The sequence below is a fragment of the Streptomyces sp. NPDC088817 genome (assembly GCF_044750345.1).
Lineage (GTDB): Bacteria > Actinomycetota > Actinomycetes > Streptomycetales > Streptomycetaceae > Streptomyces.
Genome location: NZ_JBIVJN010000004.1, coordinates 18,508 through 34,398 on the forward strand (window position 1 = coordinate 18,508; position 15,891 = coordinate 34,398).

Genomic DNA, 15,891 nt, shown 5'->3' on the forward strand with positions numbered 1-15,891 from the left:
AACCCCGAGGGGTCGCACCGGTCTTGGGGAGGCCGAGCGGTCGTCAGGCGGACGAACCGGCCTTCCACTGGGCCCAGCTCATGTTCCAGCCGTTGAGGCCGTTGTCCGGGGAGACGGTCTTGTCGCCGGTGTTCTGGACGACGACGACGTCACCGACGATCGAGTTGTTGAAGAACCACGCGCCCGGGGTGTTCGGGTCGTTGGCGCCCTTCTTGTCCTGCAGGCCCACGCAGCCGTGGCTGGTGTTGACGTTGCCGAAGACGCCCGGTCCGCCCCAGTAGTTGCCGTGGATGAAGGTGCCGGAGTTGGTCAGACGCATGGCGTGCGGCACGTCCTTGATGTCGTACTCGCCCTTGCCGTCGTCGTCGGTGAAGCCGACCGTGGCGCCGTTCATCCGGGTCTGCTGGAACTTCTCGGAGATCACCATCGCGCCCTCGTAGGTGGTGTGCTCGGGGGCGCCGGCGGAGACCGGGATGGTCTTGATGGTCTTGCCGTCCCGCGTGACCCTCATCTGCTTGGTCTTGGCGTCGACGTAGGAGACCTGGTTGCGGCCGATGTGGAAGGTGACCGTCTTCTGCTGGACGCCGTAGACGCCCTGGGCGCCCTCGACGCCGTCGAGGTCGAGCTTCAGCGTGACGGTGGAGTTCTCCTGCCAGTAGTGCTCGGGGCGGCAGTCCATGCGCTGGACGCCGAACCAGTGGCAGGCGACCTCCTGGCCGCTGGAGGAGGTGACGGTGATGCCCTTCTCGACATCCGCCTTGTTCGTGATCGCCTTGTCGAAGTTGATCGACACGGGCATGCCGACACCGACGGTGGTGCCGTTGTCCGGCGTGAACGAGCCGATGAAGCTGTGCGCCGGGGCGACCGTGGTGAAGGAGCCGTTCTCGTGGGCTTCGCGGCCCTTGGCGTCCGTGGCGGTCGCGGCCACCTTGTAGGTGGTGGCCCGCTCGAGCTGGGCGTCGGGCTTCCAGCTCGTCTTGTCGGCCGATATCTGTCCCTCGACGGCCGTGCCGTCGGCGGTCGTCATCGTCACCTTCGTCAGCGTGCCCTTGGCCACGGTGACGGCAGCGGAGTTGTTGATCGAGGCGTTGTCGGAGCCGTCCGCTGGTGTGATCTTGATCTGGGCCTCCGACGACTCCTGCGCCGCGGCCTTGTCGGCCTTGGCCTGCGAGGTGTCGCCACCGCCGCCGGCCGCGTCGCTGCTGCCGGAACAGGCCGTGAGCACCAGTACACCGCCGAGCAGTGCGGACGCGGCCGTCAGGCGCCTGCGCCGCTTACTGTTCGTCATCACACGCTTCTCCATCGTTGGCGAGTCCCAAAACCCCTCGAGTCCCCCGTCGCGAGTCCTCAACGCTACGACCGTTTCGTCCCCTTCCCCACGTCGTGAAGGTGTGGGACTCGCCACGCCCGCCGGAGCGGACGGTGCGCGACCCGGCCTGCGCGTTGCGTGAGACGACGAAACCCCGGGCGCCGGTTGCGCCCGGGGTCGCCGATGTGACCCGGGGCGACGTCAGCCGGAGTGGCCCGCGGCGTCCACTTCCTCGTCGTCCTCGTCGCCATCATCCTCGTCGAACTCCCAGTCCGGCGAATCGGGGTCGTAGGCGATGCGTTCGCTCGACCAGGAGGCCTGCTGGAGTTCGACCCCCGGCACCTCGCCCACCAGGTCGAACGGATCGACCAGGTACGCCAGGGCCTCGGCGGTGTCCTCCGTCACAGCGCCCTCGGCGTGTGCCCGCTCCGCGGGGTCCAGCTCGCCGTCCTCGGCGTGTTCGGCGATCCGGCTGCGGGCCGCGGCGATGACGGCTTCCGCGTCCTCGATCTCGACGACGAGCTCGACGGTGACGCGGACAAAACGTGAAGTCTCTGGAGTGCTCATGGACGGAGCGTACGGCGCAAACCTCCCGTGACTTTCCTGTGACCCGCGACGTTCACTAACATCGCCCCACACGGCCAATTCACCAGCGCCACAAGGGGATCGATATTCCGTGTCATCCGCTCGCCGATCGTTGCTGACCGCCACCGCCGCGGGCACCCTGCTGGGCGCCCTGTGGTTCGTCCCCTCCGCGGACGCCTCGGTGGGCACTCCGGCGAGAGGGGCGGACCCGGCGGCGCCGACCGCCCAGGTCACGGAGCAGGGGCGACCCGCCGCGTCGGAGCAGACGTCCGACGCCCAGGAGGACGCGTCCACCGGCGGCGGGACCGAACTCGCCGACACCGGAAGCATCGACACGACCCCCTACGTCGTCGGCGGCACCTCGTTCCTCATACTGGGCGCCGGCTTCGTGGTCTACTCCGTGCGCCGGGAGCGCCTGGGCTTCTGAACCGGCCCGGCGCTCCCCCGACTTGGGCCGCGGCCCGCCGTCCTACAGCAGCGGGCCGGTGACGGTCTCGGCCGCCGCGAGGAGGCGGCCGTCCCGCACGAAGGCGTCCGCGGCGGCGAGGTCGGGCGCGAGGAAGCGGTCCGGGCCCGGTCCCCCGACCCCCGCCTCGCGAGCGGCGTCGATGACCGCCCGGGTCGCCGGAGCCGGGGTCAGGCCCTCACGCAGTTCGACGGCACGCGCGGCGGCGTAGAACTCGATCGCGATGATCCGGTTCAGGTTGCCGACGGCCGTCCGCAGCTTGCGCGCCGCCGACCAGCCCATGGAGACGTGGTCCTCCTGCATGGCGGAGGACGGGATGGAGTCGGCCGAGGCCGGTACGGCGAGCCGCTTCATCTCGCTGACCAGCGCGGCCTGCGTGTACTGAGCGATCATCAGGCCCGAGTCGACACCGGCGTCGTCGGCGAGGAACGGCGGCAGGCCGTGGCTGCGGTTCTTGTCGAGCAGCCGGTCGGTGCGGCGCTCGGCGATGGAGCCGAGGTCGGCGGCGGCGATGGCGAGGAAGTCCAGCACGTAGGCGACCGGGGCGCCGTGGAAGTTGCCGTTGGACTCCACCCGCCCGTCGGGCAGCACGACGGGATTGTCGACGGCGGCGGCCAGTTCGCGCTCGGCGACCAGGCGGGCGTGCGCGAGGGTGTCGCGGCCGGCGCCGGCGACCTGCGGGGCGCAGCGCACGGAGTAGGCGTCCTGCACGCGGGGCGCGTCGCCCTGGTGGTGCCCGGTGAGGCCGGAACCCTTGAGCACGGCCAGCATGTTGGCGGCGGACGCGCCCTGTCCCGGATGCGGGCGGATGGCGTGCAGCTCGGGGGCGAGGACCTTGTCCGTGCCGAGCAGCGCCTCCAGGCTGAGGGCGGCGGTGATGTCGGCGGACTTGTACAGGGCGTCGAGGTCGGCGAGGGCCATGATCAGCATGCCGAGCATGCCGTCGGTGCCGTTGAGGAGGGCCAGGCCCTCCTTCTCGCGCAGCTCGACGGGCTCGATGCCGTGCTCGGCGAGCAGCTCGCCGGCCGGGCGCACCACGCCGTCGGGGCCCTCCGCGTCGCCTTCGCCCATGAGGGCGAGGGCGCAGTGGGACAGTGGGGCGAGGTCGCCGGAGCAGCCGAGGGAGCCGTACTCGTGCACGACCGGGGTGATACCGGCGTTGAGCACGTCGGCCATGGTCCGGGCCACCTCGGGGCGCACGCCGGTGTGGCCGGAGCACACGGTCTTCAGCCGCAGGAACATCAGCGCCCGTACGACCTCGCGCTCGACCCTCGGGCCCAGGCCGGCGGCGTGCGAGCGGACGATGTTGCGCTGGAGCTGGGTGCGCAGCTCCTGGCTGATGTGCCGGGTCGCCAGGGCGCCGAAACCGGTGCTGACGCCGTAGACGGGTTCGGGCTTGGCCGCCAGCGCGTCCACGATCTCCCGCGCCGCCGCCAGGGCCGCCACCGTCTCGTCGGGGAGCTCGACACGGGCGCCGCCGCGCGCCACCGCGAGAACGTCGGACGCGGTGACCCCCGACGTCCCCACCACCACAGTATGCATATCCATATTCAGGAGCGTACGCAGTGAATGCGAAGATGTCACTAGTGGGTGCCGGGAGTGACTCTTACAACGCGCGGGCGGGACACCCGGCGTCGCTCAGGGCGTGCGGCCCCGGAAGCGGCGCCGCTCCGCCGGGGCCTCCGGTACGGGCGGGGGCGCGTCGGCGAGGCGGACGACGGGGTCCTGGGAGCCCTCGCGGCCCGCGACCACGGGCCGGTCGGCGCGCAGCGCCTTCGCCCGGTACTGGGCGGCGTCGGCGAGCCGGAACAGCCGCCGGGCCGACGGTACCGGCCCGATCGCGTGCTCGGTCGAGGCGACCCCGCAGGCGACGCCCTCGCCCAGCTCCAGCTCGGCCGCGCGCCGGCACAGCTCGTCGGCCGCCTTGATCACCTCGTCGGCCGGCGGCCCGACCGCGACCAGGCAGAACTCGTCGCCGCCGAGCCGTGCCACGAGGGCGCCCGGCACCATCGCGCCGCACAGCGACAGCACGGAGCCGAACCGTTCGAGGAGCCGGTCGCCGACGGCGTGGCCGAGGGTGTCGTTGACCTGCTTGAGCCCGTTGAGGTCGCAGACGACCAGGCTGACGGCGACCCCGTCCAGCCGGTGCCGCTCGATCGCCTCGTCGAGCATCACGTCGACGGCACGGCGGTTGGCGAGCCCGGTCAGCGCGTCCGTGAACGCCAGCCTGCGGGCCGCCTCCAGCCGCTCGCTCTGGGCGAGCCCGGCGGCGACCACGGCGGCCAGCACGGTGGCGAAGTCGGCGTCGGACCGGCCGAAGAGGGGGAGGCCGACCGGGCGGGCGACGTAGAGCTCGCCCCAGGCGCGTCCGTGCTGCACGATCGGCGCGACCACGCAGCTGCCGCGCCCGCGCCGGCGCAGCGCGGCCACGCGCTGGTGGCTGTAGCCGGGGTGGCCCGCGGCCGCGCCGTCGGCGGTCTCCACCCAGGCGTCGGGTTCACCGCCCGAGGCCCACCGCTCGTGCAGGAACTCGGTGATCTCCGGGAACTGGTGCACCGGATAGGCCTCGTCGTCCGGGAACTCCCGCTCCTCCGGCGCCAGGTCCCCCACGTTCACCAGGACCCGCAGCCGACCGTGCGCGCGCTCCCACACCGAGAGCGCGGCGAAACTGCCCTCCAGCGCCCGGCACGCGCCGAGCGCGGCCGCCCGCCACGACTCACGCGAGGTCTGCGCCGCGGCCATCCCCTGCGCCAGCGCCACCACGGCCGCCAGCCGCCTGTTCTCGCCCATCACCCCAGGCTAGGGATGTTTCGCCCGAATCGAGACATCGGCCCGCATGTGGGGAGGCTCACTCCCCCGGCCACTGGGGGCTGCGCTTCTCGTTGAAGGCCGCCACTCCCTCCGCGCGGTCCGCCGAGAAGGCGACCGAGCGCCAGGCCGCGTCCTCGACCTCCAGGCCGGCCCGGAGGTCGAGGCCGTGGCCGAGTCGCAGCGCGCGCTTGGCGGCGCGCAGCCCGATCGGGGAGTTCGCCGCCATCCGGGAGGCCAGCTCCAGGGCCTCCTCGCGGTCGCGGCCCTCGTCCACCAGGCTGTCCACGAGGCCCAGCTCGGCCGCCTCCGGCGCCTCCAGCCGACGCGCGGTGAAGATCAGCTCGGCGGCCCGGGCGGCACCCACCCGCCGGGGCAGCAACTGCGTACCGCCGCCGCCGGGGATCACCCCCACCGAGACCTCCGGCAGCCCCACCACGGCCGTACGGTCGGCCACGATCACATCGCAGGACAGGGCCAGCTCGAAGCCGCCGCCGAGCGCGAACCCGTGCACCGCGGCGATCGTCGGCATGGGCAGTTCCAGTACGCCGGTGTACGCCCCGCGTGCGACCGGGCGCTGGCGCACCAGGTCGGCGTCGCTGAAGGAGTTGCGCTCCTTCAGGTCGGCCCCGACGCAGAACGCCCGCTCGTGCGAGGACGTCAGGACGACCACGCGCGCGTCCCGGTCGGCGGCGAGCGCCGCGCAGGCCGCGGCGATCGACCGCGCCATGTCAGTGGACACGGCGTTCATCGCCCCGGGCCGGTCCAGGACGAGCTCCGCGACGTACTCGTGCCGCCGCACCAGCACGAACTCGCCGAACCGCTCCTCGCTCATGACACCCTCCTGGTTAACGTGGGTTAACAAGAAACCAGGCCCGATCATCGCAGCAGGGCCCGCGCCGGGGGAAGGGCGGGCGGGTTACAGGCGCGGCCCCGTTGTCGAGACCCGGCACCCCGTTCGAGTGACATCCTCGCCCAACCCCCGCCGAACACCCCGGAGAGCGCATAACGTGCGTCCGCCATGGCGCATCGGGGGCGCGAGCGCATCGGGGAGGACGGCGATGACGACGCACACGGCCACAGTCCGGCAATCCGCCGACAACGACGACAACGACGACAACGACGACAACGACGACACGACAGGCATAGAGGAGACGGGCGGGGGCCCCGGTGCCCGCGGGCGGCACCGCAGGCGCCGGCCCCGCAAGGCGCTGCTGGCCGCCGGAGGGCTCGCGGTGGCCGCCGGTGTGCTGAGCCTCGTACGGCTGGCGCCCGAGTCCGGGTTCGGCGGTCCGGGCACCGCGGAGGCCGAGCCCCACGCGGCCCCGGGCAACGGCTCCGGCCGCTCCGCCGGACCCCCCACCGGCACCTCCGTCGCGCCCCGTACGACCGCCGCGCCCTCGGCGAACGTCCCCCTGGGCGGAGTGAGCGGCGCACCGGTCACGGAGCCGAGCGCCGTGCCGACGGCTTCCCCGTCCTCGGCGGCCGCAGCGGGGCCCTCGGCGCTCCCGGAGACCACGACCGTCCCGGCGGCGCCTCCCGAGGACGTCGAGGACACGGACCCGCCGGAACACCCTGATCCCACCGCGGACGCGCCACGGCCGTCCGCCACCACGGCCCCGGCTCCGCGCCCCGCACCGACCCCGAGCCGGAGCACGCAGCCCCCCGCCCCGCCCTCCGGCGGAGGGGGGAGCCTATGTCTGCCGGTCATCGGGCTGTGCGTCGGCGTCGGGGCCGAACCGGCCCGCTGAACCGCTCCTCGACCGCCGGTTACGCGGGCCCGCCGTTGCGCCGGGTGAGCAGCCAGGGCTCGACCACACCCAGACCGCGCACCGGGCGCTGCCACATCGGCTGAAGGGCGAACCGGTACACCGGCGGCTCCTCGCCCTCCTTCTCCGCCGTCGCCGCGGCCTCGGCCGCCTCCGCCTCGGACGCCGGGGCGTCCCCGGTGCGGATCAGCTCCTCGGCGAAGGCGCTGTCCACCAGGACGGCGTCGCGTGGAGCTATCGAGGTGAGCCGGGAGGCGAGGTTGACGGTGGTGCCGAACACATCGCCCATACGAGTGGTGACCGTGCCGAACGCCATGCCCACGCGCAGCTCCGGCATCGTCTCGTCGTGGGCCATCGTCTCGACCAGCCGCAGCGCGATGTCCGCCGCCGTGCCGGCGTCGTCGGCGGCGTACAGCACCTCGTCGCCGAGCGTCTTGATGAGCCGCCCGCCGCGCGCGGCCACCAGGTCGGCCGAGGTCGTCTCGAACGCCTCGACGAGCTCGCCGAGTTCCTCCTCCTCCATGCGTCGGGTCAGCCGGGTGAAGCCGACGAGGTCGGCGAAGCCCACGGCCAGCCGCCGGTCGACCATCTCCTCGTCGTCGGCGGCCTGCACGACCCGGCCGGCCGAGGCGGCGAGCTGGCGGCGCCAGACGTAGACCAGGAACTCCTCCAGCTCGGGCAGCAGCAGCTCGACGATCGGGTACGTCACCTCGGTGCGCGTCATCCCGGGCTCGGGCGGCTCGGTCAGGCCCTCCAGGAAGGAGTCCATCTGCCATTCGGCCAGACGGGCGGTGGTCTGCCCGGTGGACCGCGCCACCTGCACCGCCATGGCCTCGCTGAGCAGCCCCGCCTCGACCAGACCGGCGAGCCGCCGCAGGGCCAGCACGTCGGCCTCCGTGAGCGCCCTGGCCTGGCCTATGTCGGCGAAGCCCATGGCCCGCCAGAAGCGTGAGGCCAGCTCCATGGAGACGCCGGCGCTGCGGGCCGCCTGGAACGGGGTGTAGCGCCGCTCCGCGCCCAGGATGAGCTGTTCGAGACGCAGCGCGAGAGGGTGTCCGCCGGCATCGGCGGCGTCCGGGTCCTCCTGCTCGTGCGAGGACGAGAATGGCGGAGGCTCCTCCGGGCCGTCCGCGTCCGCGCCGGAGCCCGTGTCGTCGACGGTCACGCCTGCTGCCCTTCCGATCTGCCACGGTCAGGTATCGACCGGCCTCAACTCTACGGCAGGTGTGCGCCAGCTCACTCCGTCAGGTTCCGCCGAGAGCGGACCCGGCGGTGCGGTCCGCGGTGGAGCTGACCGGCACTGTTCCGGCATCGCACGAGCGCCGTTCCGCGGCTCCCGCACCCCCACCGTTACCGTGCGCGGCCGCGCCCGGCATCCCGGCCGCCGCTCGCCGGGCGGTTCACGCGGGGCGCAGATGCACGATGTCGCCCGCGCCGACCGGCTCCTGCGCACCCGCTTCGGTGGCGATGACCAGACGGCCGTCCCCGTCCACCGCGACGGCCTCCCCGACCACCGACCGGTCGCCCGGCAGTTCCGCCCGGACCACCCGGCCGAGCGTCGCACAGCCCGCCGCGTACGCCTCCTGGAGACCGCTCGCGGCCGCGTCGCCGTCCACCGCCCGCCACCGGCCGTACCACTCCTCCAGGGAGCGCAGGACCGACCGCAGCAGTGGATCGCGGTCGGTGCTCACGGCTCCGGCGAGCGCGAGGGAGCCGGCCAGCGGGACCGGGAGCTCGTCCTTCCGCAGCGAGACGTTGATGCCGATGCCGATGACCACCGCGTCCTCCCCGGCCCGCTCGGCCAGGATGCCGCCGGCCTTGCGTTCCTCGCCGCCGACCGTCACGAGCAGGTCGTTCGGCCACTTCAGCGCCGTGTCGACCCCGGCGGCCCGGGACAGGCCCGTGGCCACCGCGACGCCGGTGAGCAGCGGCAGCCAGCCCCAGCGGGCCACGTCCACCTCGCCGGGCCGCAGCAGCACCGAGAAGAACAGGCCGGAGCGGGGCGGGGCCGTCCAGCGGCGGTCCAGGCGGCCCCGGGCGGAGGTCTGCTCCTCGGCGACCAGGACGGCTCCCTCGGCCGCCTTCCCGGCGACGGCCCGGGCCACCAGGTCCGTGTTGGTGGAGCCGGTGCTCGGCACCACGTCCACCTCGGACCACAGCCCGCCCGCGCGTACCAGGCCGCGCCGCAGCGCACCGGCGTTCAGGGGCGGGCGGTCGAGATCGGACCAGCGGCTGTCGTGCGGCGCGTTGTCGGGATTGTCGTCTGCGGCATCTCGCGGCGTCATGCAAGCCACCCTAGGTGTGGGAAACGCCGCACTGCCGATCGGCGGACCCCCTACTACGCTACGGATGAGTAACCGTCCCCCCTTGTGAGCAGGCAGGGAGCCGCGATCCCGATGTCCGAGCCAGAGCGCCAAGAGATCGACATTCACACGACCGCGGGCAAGATCGCGGATCTTCAGCGCCGCGTCCTGGCGGCGACGCACGCCGGCTCCGAGCGTGCCGTGGAGAAGCAGCACGCCAAGGGGAAGCTGACGGCCCGCGAGCGGATCGAACTGCTGCTCGACGAGGGGTCGTTCGTCGAGCTGGACGAGTTCGCCCGGCACCGTTCCACCAACTTCGGCCTGGAGCAGAACCGGCCCTACGGGGACGGCGTCGTCACCGGCTACGGCATGGTCGACGGCCGCCCGGTCGCGGTGTTCTCGCAGGACTTCACGGTCTTCGGCGGCGCGCTCGGCGAGGTCTACGGACAGAAGATCGTCAAGGTGATGGACTTCGCCCTGAAGACCGGCTGCCCGGTCATCGGGATCAACGACTCGGGCGGCGCCCGGATCCAGGAGGGGGTCGCCTCCCTCGGCGCGTACGGGGAGATCTTCCGCCGCAACACCCACGCCTCCGGGGTGATCCCGCAGATCAGCCTGGTCGTGGGCCCGTGCGCGGGAGGCGCGGTCTACTCGCCGGCGATCACCGACTTCACGATCATGGTCGACCAGACCTCGCACATGTTCATCACCGGCCCGGACGTCATCAAGACGGTCACCGGCGAGGACGTCGGCTTCGAGGAACTGGGCGGCGCCCGCACCCACAACACCGCCTCCGGCGTGGCCCACCACATGGCGGGCGACGAGAAGGACGCGATCGAGTACGTCAAGCAGCTGCTGTCGTACCTGCCCTCGAACAACCTCGCCGAGGCGCCGGTCTTCCCCGAGGAGGCCGACGTGGCCGTCTCGGCCGAGGACCTGGAGCTGGACACGGTCGTCCCGGACAGCGCGAACCAGCCCTACGACATGCACACGGTGATCGAGCACGTCCTGGACGACGCCGAGTTCCTGGAGACCCAGCCGCTGTTCGCGCCGAACATCCTCACCGGGTTCGGGCGGGTGGAGGGCCACCCGGTCGGCATCGTCGCCAACCAGCCGATGCAGTTCGCCGGCTGCCTGGACATCGACGCCTCCGAGAAGGCCGCCCGCTTCGTACGGACCTGCGACGCCTTCAACGTGCCCGTGCTCACCTTCGTCGACGTGCCCGGCTTCCTCCCCGGCGTCGACCAGGAGCACACCGGCATCATCCGCCGCGGCGCCAAGCTGATCTTCGCCTACGCCGAGGCCACGGTCCCGCTGATCACGGTGATCACCCGCAAGGCCTTCGGCGGCGCCTACGACGTCATGGGCTCCAAGCACCTGGGCGCCGACCTCAACCTGGCCTGGCCGACCGCCCAGATCGCCGTCATGGGCGCCCAGGGCGCGGTCAACATCCTGCACCGCCGCACGATCGCCGAGGCCGAGGCGGCGGGCGACGCCGAGGCGAGCCGCGCCCGGCTGATCCAGGAGTACGAGGACGCGCTCCTCAACCCCTACGTCGCGGCCGAACGCGGCTACGTCGACGCGGTGATCAAGCCCTCGGACACCCGGTCCCACCTCGTGCGCGGCCTGCGTCAACTGCGCACCAAGCGGGAATCACTGCCTCCGAAGAAGCACGGCAACATCCCCCTGTAAGGAGCCGCTGTGATCAAGGTCGTACGAGGCAACCCGACCCCGGAGGAGCTCGCCGCCGCCCTGGCGGTGGTCCGGGCCCGCGCCGTGGCGGCCGCGGATGCGCCGTCCGGCGCGGGCCCCGGCCACCGGGACGCGTGGTCCGACCCGTCCCGGATCGCCGCGCGGCGGGTGCCGTCGCCGGGACCGGCGTCCTGGGCCCGGACCTACTGGCCGGGCTGAGCCCGGGGCCGGACGCCGGCCGAAGTTGAGTACGCGTACTCAGGCGCGCGGCACCGCCCCGGGCGCACGATCGGGGGATGCTGTGGTCCGACCCCGAGAACGAGCCGCCGAAGGAACTGCGTGACATGCAGGACATGTTGCGGCGGCTCGGCGTTCTCATGGCGCTGGCCATGGTGCTGGCCATGTTCGTGATCGGCGTGAGGTGAGGCGGAGGAGCCGCCGCCGATACGCTGACCGTATGACAGACCAGCCGCGCCGCCGACTCGTGCTCGCCTCCCAGTCCCCCGCCCGGCTCGGGCTGCTCCGGCAGGCCGGGCTCGACCCGGAGGTCATCGTGAGCGGCGTCGACGAGGACGCGGTCACCGCGCCCACCCCCGCCGAACTCGCGCTCGCCCTCGCCGAGGCGAAGGCCTCCGTGGTGGCGGCCCGCCCGGAGGTCCGGGGCGCGCTCGTGATCGGCTGCGACTCCGTGCTCGACCTCGACGGCCACGCCCTGGGCAAGCCCGCCGACGCCGAGGAGGCCACCGCCCGCTGGAAGGCGATGCGCGGCCGGGCCGGCACCCTCCAGACCGGGCACTGCGTCTGGGACACGGAGAGCGGGCGGCACGCCTCCGCCACCGCCTCCACCGTGGTCCGCTTCGGCGAGCCGACCGACGAGGAGATCGCCGCGTACGTCGCCTCGGGCGAGCCTCTGTACGTGGCCGGCGCCTTCACCCTGGACGGCCGTTCGGCGCCCTTCATCGACGGCATCGACGGCGACCACGGCAACGTCATCGGCATCAGCCTGCCCCTGGTGCGCCGCCTGCTGGCCGACCTCGGCGTGGGCATCACCGAGCTGTGGGCACCCGCCGCGGACTGATCAGGGGGTACGGGCCTCCGCCGGAGGAGGGGTGAGGGGCGCGGGCGGCGCCTCGCGTACGTGATCCGTCCGCTTCGTGAGGTCCAGCGGACCGGCGGTGCTCCCGGAGCCGGGGGCCGCTTCGGCCCCGGGTCCGCCCGCGTTCCCGGGACGGCCCTCCCGCGCCTCGCCCGCCGGCCCCTCCTCGTGGTCGTGCGTCATCAGCAGCAGCACGATGAGGCCGAGCACCACCACCATGAACAGGAACGCCCGTCGGCCCACCAGCCCCCAGGCGAACGCGCCGAGGAGGCCGTGCACCACGGCCGCGCTGATCAGCAGGACGCGTCCGGCGCCGGCCGGGCGGCGGCCCCGTAGCGCCACGAGCAGGGCGACCAGGCCGCACTGGGCGAAGTAGAGGCCGAAGACCAGACCGCCGGCCTTCGACGAGGCCGACATGACGTTCGGGTCCAGGCCGGCCAGGGACATCCTCTGCCGGTGCACGACCACCCCGAGGAACCAGTTCAGCCCCGCCACGCCGAGCGCCTCGGCGAAGAGCACGAGCGCCACCACCCACGCCACCGGTCTGCGCACCACCGGTCCCACCCACTTCCGACTGCCGCTCCGTCCGGAGCCCTGTTACCGCGAGTACCGCCCACCCGTCACCCGGCCACCGCCCCTCAAGGAGGCCCTTCGGGCCACGCGTCCTCTTCAGCATCCTGAACGCTACTAACGGGTAAACCCGGGGACAAGAGTCCTGCCACCGGCAAAGAATCATTGGGCCATTCGTAGGGACTCCACAAAGAAACGAAGTGCGTCGCAGCACGCCCTCACAGAGACCTTGGCCACATGGGAGGGCTAGGGTTTTCCGGAGGAGTCCTGCGTACAGCGATGCGACAAGGGATTTCGCGAGTCGAGCGCGCCTCGGATCACGCTCCGTGTGGGCAAGCTCACCATCGGGGACGGGTCGAAGTGCCGTGTCGGCAGTCCCTAAACTCGGCTTGTTTCAAGGAGGGAGCCTCAATCGTGCGCAAGGTGCTCATCGCCAACCGTGGCGAAATCGCTGTCCGCGTTGCCCGGGCCTGCCGGGACGCCGGTATCGCGAGCGTGGCCGTCTACGCCGACCCGGATCGGGACGCTCTGCATGTCCGCGCCGCGGATGAGGCGTTCGCCCTGGGCGGTGACACCCCGGCCACCAGCTACCTGGACATCGACAAGGTGCTGAAGGCCGCGAAGGAGTCGGGCGCGGACGCGATCCACCCCGGATACGGCTTCCTCTCGGAGAACGCCGAATTCGCCCAGGCCGTGCTGGACGCCGACCTGATCTGGATCGGCCCGCCGCCGCAGGCCATCCGCGACCTCGGCGACAAGGTCGCTGCGAGGCACATCGCCCAGCGCGCCGGCGCCCCCCTGGTGGCCGGCACCCCCGACCCCGTCTCCGGCGCCGAGGAGGTCGTGGCCTTCGCCGAGGAGCACGGCCTGCCGATCGCCATCAAGGCCGCCTTCGGCGGCGGCGGGCGCGGCCTGAAGGTCGCCCGCACCCTGGACGAGGTCCCCGAGCTGTACGACTCCGCCGTGCGCGAGGCCGTGGCCGCCTTCGGCCGCGGCGAGTGCTTCGTCGAGCGCTACCTGGACCGGCCCCGCCACGTGGAGACCCAGTGCCTGGCCGACCGCCACGGCAACGTGGTCGTCGTCTCCACGCGTGACTGCTCCCTCCAGCGCCGCCACCAGAAGCTGGTCGAGGAGGCCCCGGCGCCGTTCCTGTCCGAGGAGCAGGTCGCCGAGCTGTACCGCGCCTCCAAGGCGATCCTGAAGGAGGCCCGCTACGTCGGCGCCGGCACCTGCGAGTTCCTGGTCGGCCAGGACGGCACGATCTCCTTCCTGGAGGTCAACACCCGCCTCCAGGTCGAGCACCCGGTCACCGAGGAGGTCGCCGGCTTCGACCTGGTGCGCGAGATGTTCCGCATCGCCGACGGCGAGGAACTCGGCTACGACGACCCGCCGCTGCGCGGCCACTCCTTCGAGTTCCGCATCAACGGCGAGGACCCGGGCCGCAACTTCCTGCCGGCCCCCGGCACCGTGACGAACTTCGCCGGGCCCTCCGGCCCCGGCGTCCGCCTGGACGCGGGCGTGGAGTCCGGCAGCGTCATCGGCCCGGCCTGGGACTCCCTGCTGGCCAAGCTGATCGTGACCGGCCGCACCCGCAAGGAGGCCCTCCAGCGGGCCGCCCGGGCCCTGGAGGAGTTCCAGGTCGAGGGCATGGCCACCGCCATCCCCTTCCACCGCGCGGTGGTCACCGACCCGGCGTTCGCCCCGGAACTGACCGGATCCAGCGCCCCGTTCACGGTCCACACCCGCTGGATCGAGACCGAGTTCGTCAACGAGATCAAGCCCTTCACCGCCCTCGCCGAGACCGACGCCGACGAGGACGCGGGCCGCGAGACCGTCGTCGTCGAGGTCGGCGGCAAGCGCCTCGAGGTCTCCCTGCCCACGTCGCTGGGCATGTCGCTGGCCCGCACCGGGCTCGCCGCGGGCGCCAAGCCCAAGCGCCGCGCCGCGAAGAAGTCCGGCCCGGTCGCCTCCGGCGACACCCTCGCCTCCCCGATGCAGGGCACCATCGTCAAGGTCGCCGTCGAGGAGGGCCAGGAGGTCAAGGAGGGCGACCTGGTCGTCGTCCTGGAGGCCATGAAGATGGAGCAGCCCCTGAACGCCCACCGCAGCGGCACCATCAAGGGCCTGTCCGCCGAGGTCGGCGCCTCCCTCACCTCCGGCGCCGTCGTCTGCGAGATCAAGGACTGATCTCCCGCAGCACCCGCAGGAGCCCGGCGAGCCGCGCGAGCGGCCCGCCGGGCTCCGTGCTTTTCCGGGGCGAGACGGGCCGCGGTCCTCCCCCGGCACGGCCCGAAGCCCTACCCGGCCTCCCCCAGGGGCGGCGAGGCCCTCAGCGCCTCCGGAGGTCCGCCACCCGCGCGGCCGGGCGCTCCGTGCCGTTCTGGTCCCCGCCCAGGGACGCCGGACGGAGGTTCGCGCTCGGCGGCTGGGTGCGGCGGGGGCCCGGGAGGGGCACCTCACGGCGGCGGTCGCGCGGCGGGGGCTGGTCCGCCGCCGGGTTTCCCGCACCGCCGGCCACGGCGATCTGGACACCCTGGTCGGCGAGGGCCTGGAGCTCGGTGGCCGCGCGGTCGTCGTGGGCCGGGGGGTCGTCCGTCACCAGGCGGGTGATGAGATCGGTCGGGACGGTCTGGAACATCGTGTCCGTACCGAGCTTGGAGTGGTCGGCGAGGACCACCACCTCCGCGGCGGCCTGCACCAGGGCCCGGTCGACGGACGCCGACAGCATGTTGGACGTGGACAGGCCGCGCTCCGCGGTCAGTCCGCTCCCCGACAGGAAGGCCTTGGAGACCCGCAGCCCGTGCAGCGACTGCTCGGCCCCGGACCCGACGAGCGCGTAGTTGGAGCCGCGCAGCGTGCCGCCGGTCATCACGACCTCCACGCGGTTGGCGTGGGCCAGCGCCTGGGCGACCAGCAGGGAGTTGGTGACGACGGTCAGGCCGGGCACCCGGGCGAGCCGGCGGGCCAGCTCCTGAGTGGTCGTACCCGCGCCCACGACGATCGCCTCGCCCTCTTCGACGAGGCCCGCGGCGAGGTCGGCGATGGCCGTCTTCTCCGCGGTCGCGAGATGCGACTTCTGCGGGAAGCCGGACTCACGGGTGAACCCACCCGGAAGTACCGCACCGCCGTGCCGGCGGTCGAGGAGTCCTTCGGCCTCCAGCGCCCGCACGTCCCGCCGTACGGTCACTTCGGAGGTCTGGACGACGCGGGCGAGTTCACGGAGCGACACGGCACCGTTCGCTCGCACCATTTCGAGGATCAATTGGCGACGTTCAGCAGCGAACACGAAACTG

Annotated in this window: 16 protein-coding genes; 7 read left to right on the forward strand and 9 right to left on the reverse strand. The window is 72.8% G+C overall.

Annotated elements, in window-relative coordinates; all coding sequences use genetic code 11:
• Positions 1-43 precede the first annotated feature (43 nt).
• Entirely contained in the window at positions 44-1,288 is a 1,245-nt protein-coding gene (locus tag ACIP4X_RS08565; RefSeq protein WP_358736003.1) for an Ig-like domain-containing protein, read from the reverse strand.
• Positions 1,289-1,510: 222 nt separating this feature from the next.
• Positions 1,511-1,876 carry a hypothetical protein gene (locus ACIP4X_RS08570; RefSeq protein ID WP_358736001.1) on the reverse strand — a complete coding sequence of 122 codons (366 nt, stop codon included), beginning with the start codon at positions 1,874-1,876 and terminating at the stop codon, positions 1,511-1,513.
• Between the two features lie 109 nt (positions 1,877-1,985).
• Here ACIP4X_RS08570 and ACIP4X_RS08575 point away from each other — a divergent pair, with 109 nt between their 5' ends.
• Complete coding sequence (locus ACIP4X_RS08575; RefSeq protein WP_358736000.1) at positions 1,986-2,321, forward strand: LPXTG cell wall anchor domain-containing protein; 336 nt, start codon at positions 1,986-1,988, stop codon at positions 2,319-2,321.
• A gap of 42 nt (positions 2,322-2,363) precedes the next feature.
• Here ACIP4X_RS08575 and hutH read toward each other — a convergent pair whose 3' ends face one another.
• The 3 genes from hutH to ACIP4X_RS08590 form a co-directional block, all read right to left on the reverse strand.
• Complete coding sequence (hutH, locus tag ACIP4X_RS08580; protein ID WP_358736037.1) at positions 2,364-3,902, reverse strand: histidine ammonia-lyase; 1,539 nt, start codon at positions 3,900-3,902, stop codon at positions 2,364-2,366.
• A 96-nt stretch (positions 3,903-3,998) separates the two neighbouring features.
• Positions 3,999-5,150, reverse strand: a complete 1,152-nt coding sequence (locus tag ACIP4X_RS08585) for a GGDEF domain-containing protein (protein WP_358735998.1) — start codon at positions 5,148-5,150, stop codon at positions 3,999-4,001.
• Positions 5,151-5,208: 58 nt separating this feature from the next.
• The gene (locus ACIP4X_RS08590) at positions 5,209-6,003 is read right to left on the reverse strand and encodes an enoyl-CoA hydratase-related protein (RefSeq protein ID WP_358735996.1); all 795 of its coding nucleotides are present in this window, start codon (positions 6,001-6,003) and stop codon (positions 5,209-5,211) included.
• A 226-nt stretch (positions 6,004-6,229) separates the two neighbouring features.
• Between ACIP4X_RS08590 and ACIP4X_RS08595 the strand changes: the two genes are divergently transcribed.
• Positions 6,230-6,919, forward strand: coding sequence for a hypothetical protein (locus ACIP4X_RS08595; protein ID WP_401347422.1), 690 nt, complete (start codon positions 6,230-6,232; stop codon positions 6,917-6,919).
• Between the two features lie 19 nt (positions 6,920-6,938).
• On the opposite strand, the gene ACIP4X_RS08600 is transcribed toward ACIP4X_RS08595, so the two are convergent.
• Positions 6,939-8,102 carry an adenylate/guanylate cyclase domain-containing protein gene (locus ACIP4X_RS08600; protein WP_358735992.1) on the reverse strand — a complete coding sequence of 388 codons (1,164 nt, stop codon included), beginning with the start codon at positions 8,100-8,102 and terminating at the stop codon, positions 6,939-6,941.
• A 235-nt stretch (positions 8,103-8,337) separates the two neighbouring features.
• A complete protein-coding gene (locus tag ACIP4X_RS08605; RefSeq protein WP_401347426.1) occupies positions 8,338-9,222 on the reverse strand; it encodes a biotin--[acetyl-CoA-carboxylase] ligase in 885 nt (294 codons plus the stop codon).
• 111 nt (positions 9,223-9,333) lie between these two features.
• Between ACIP4X_RS08605 and ACIP4X_RS08610 the strand changes: the two genes are divergently transcribed.
• The 4 genes from ACIP4X_RS08610 to ACIP4X_RS08625 all read left to right on the forward strand — a co-directional run bounded on the left by ACIP4X_RS08610 (position 9,334) and on the right by ACIP4X_RS08625 (position 12,010).
• Positions 9,334-10,932, forward strand: a complete 1,599-nt coding sequence (locus tag ACIP4X_RS08610; protein WP_358735988.1) for an acyl-CoA carboxylase subunit beta — start codon at positions 9,334-9,336, stop codon at positions 10,930-10,932.
• A gap of 9 nt (positions 10,933-10,941) precedes the next feature.
• Entirely contained in the window at positions 10,942-11,151 is a 210-nt protein-coding gene (locus ACIP4X_RS08615) for an acyl-CoA carboxylase epsilon subunit (protein ID WP_358735986.1), read from the forward strand.
• A gap of 77 nt (positions 11,152-11,228) precedes the next feature.
• Positions 11,229-11,357 (forward strand): morphogenic membrane protein MmpB, encoded by a 129-nt coding sequence (mmpB, locus tag ACIP4X_RS08620; RefSeq protein WP_358735984.1) that lies wholly within the window; start codon positions 11,229-11,231, stop codon positions 11,355-11,357.
• A 32-nt stretch (positions 11,358-11,389) separates the two neighbouring features.
• Complete coding sequence (locus tag ACIP4X_RS08625; protein WP_358735982.1) at positions 11,390-12,010, forward strand: nucleoside triphosphate pyrophosphatase; 621 nt, start codon at positions 11,390-11,392, stop codon at positions 12,008-12,010.
• On the opposite strand, the gene ACIP4X_RS08630 is transcribed toward ACIP4X_RS08625, so the two are convergent.
• Positions 12,011-12,583, reverse strand: coding sequence for a hypothetical protein (locus tag ACIP4X_RS08630; RefSeq protein ID WP_401347431.1), 573 nt, complete (start codon positions 12,581-12,583; stop codon positions 12,011-12,013). It lies immediately after the preceding gene.
• 429 nt (positions 12,584-13,012) lie between these two features.
• On the opposite strand from ACIP4X_RS08630, the gene ACIP4X_RS08635 reads away from it, so the two are divergent.
• The gene (locus ACIP4X_RS08635; protein WP_358735978.1) at positions 13,013-14,785 is read left to right on the forward strand and encodes a biotin carboxylase N-terminal domain-containing protein; all 1,773 of its coding nucleotides are present in this window, start codon (positions 13,013-13,015) and stop codon (positions 14,783-14,785) included.
• A gap of 142 nt (positions 14,786-14,927) precedes the next feature.
• Here ACIP4X_RS08635 and ACIP4X_RS08640 read toward each other — a convergent pair whose 3' ends face one another.
• Positions 14,928-15,884 (reverse strand): DeoR/GlpR family DNA-binding transcription regulator, encoded by a 957-nt coding sequence (locus ACIP4X_RS08640; RefSeq protein ID WP_358735976.1) that lies wholly within the window; start codon positions 15,882-15,884, stop codon positions 14,928-14,930.
• Positions 15,885-15,891 lie beyond the last annotated feature (7 nt).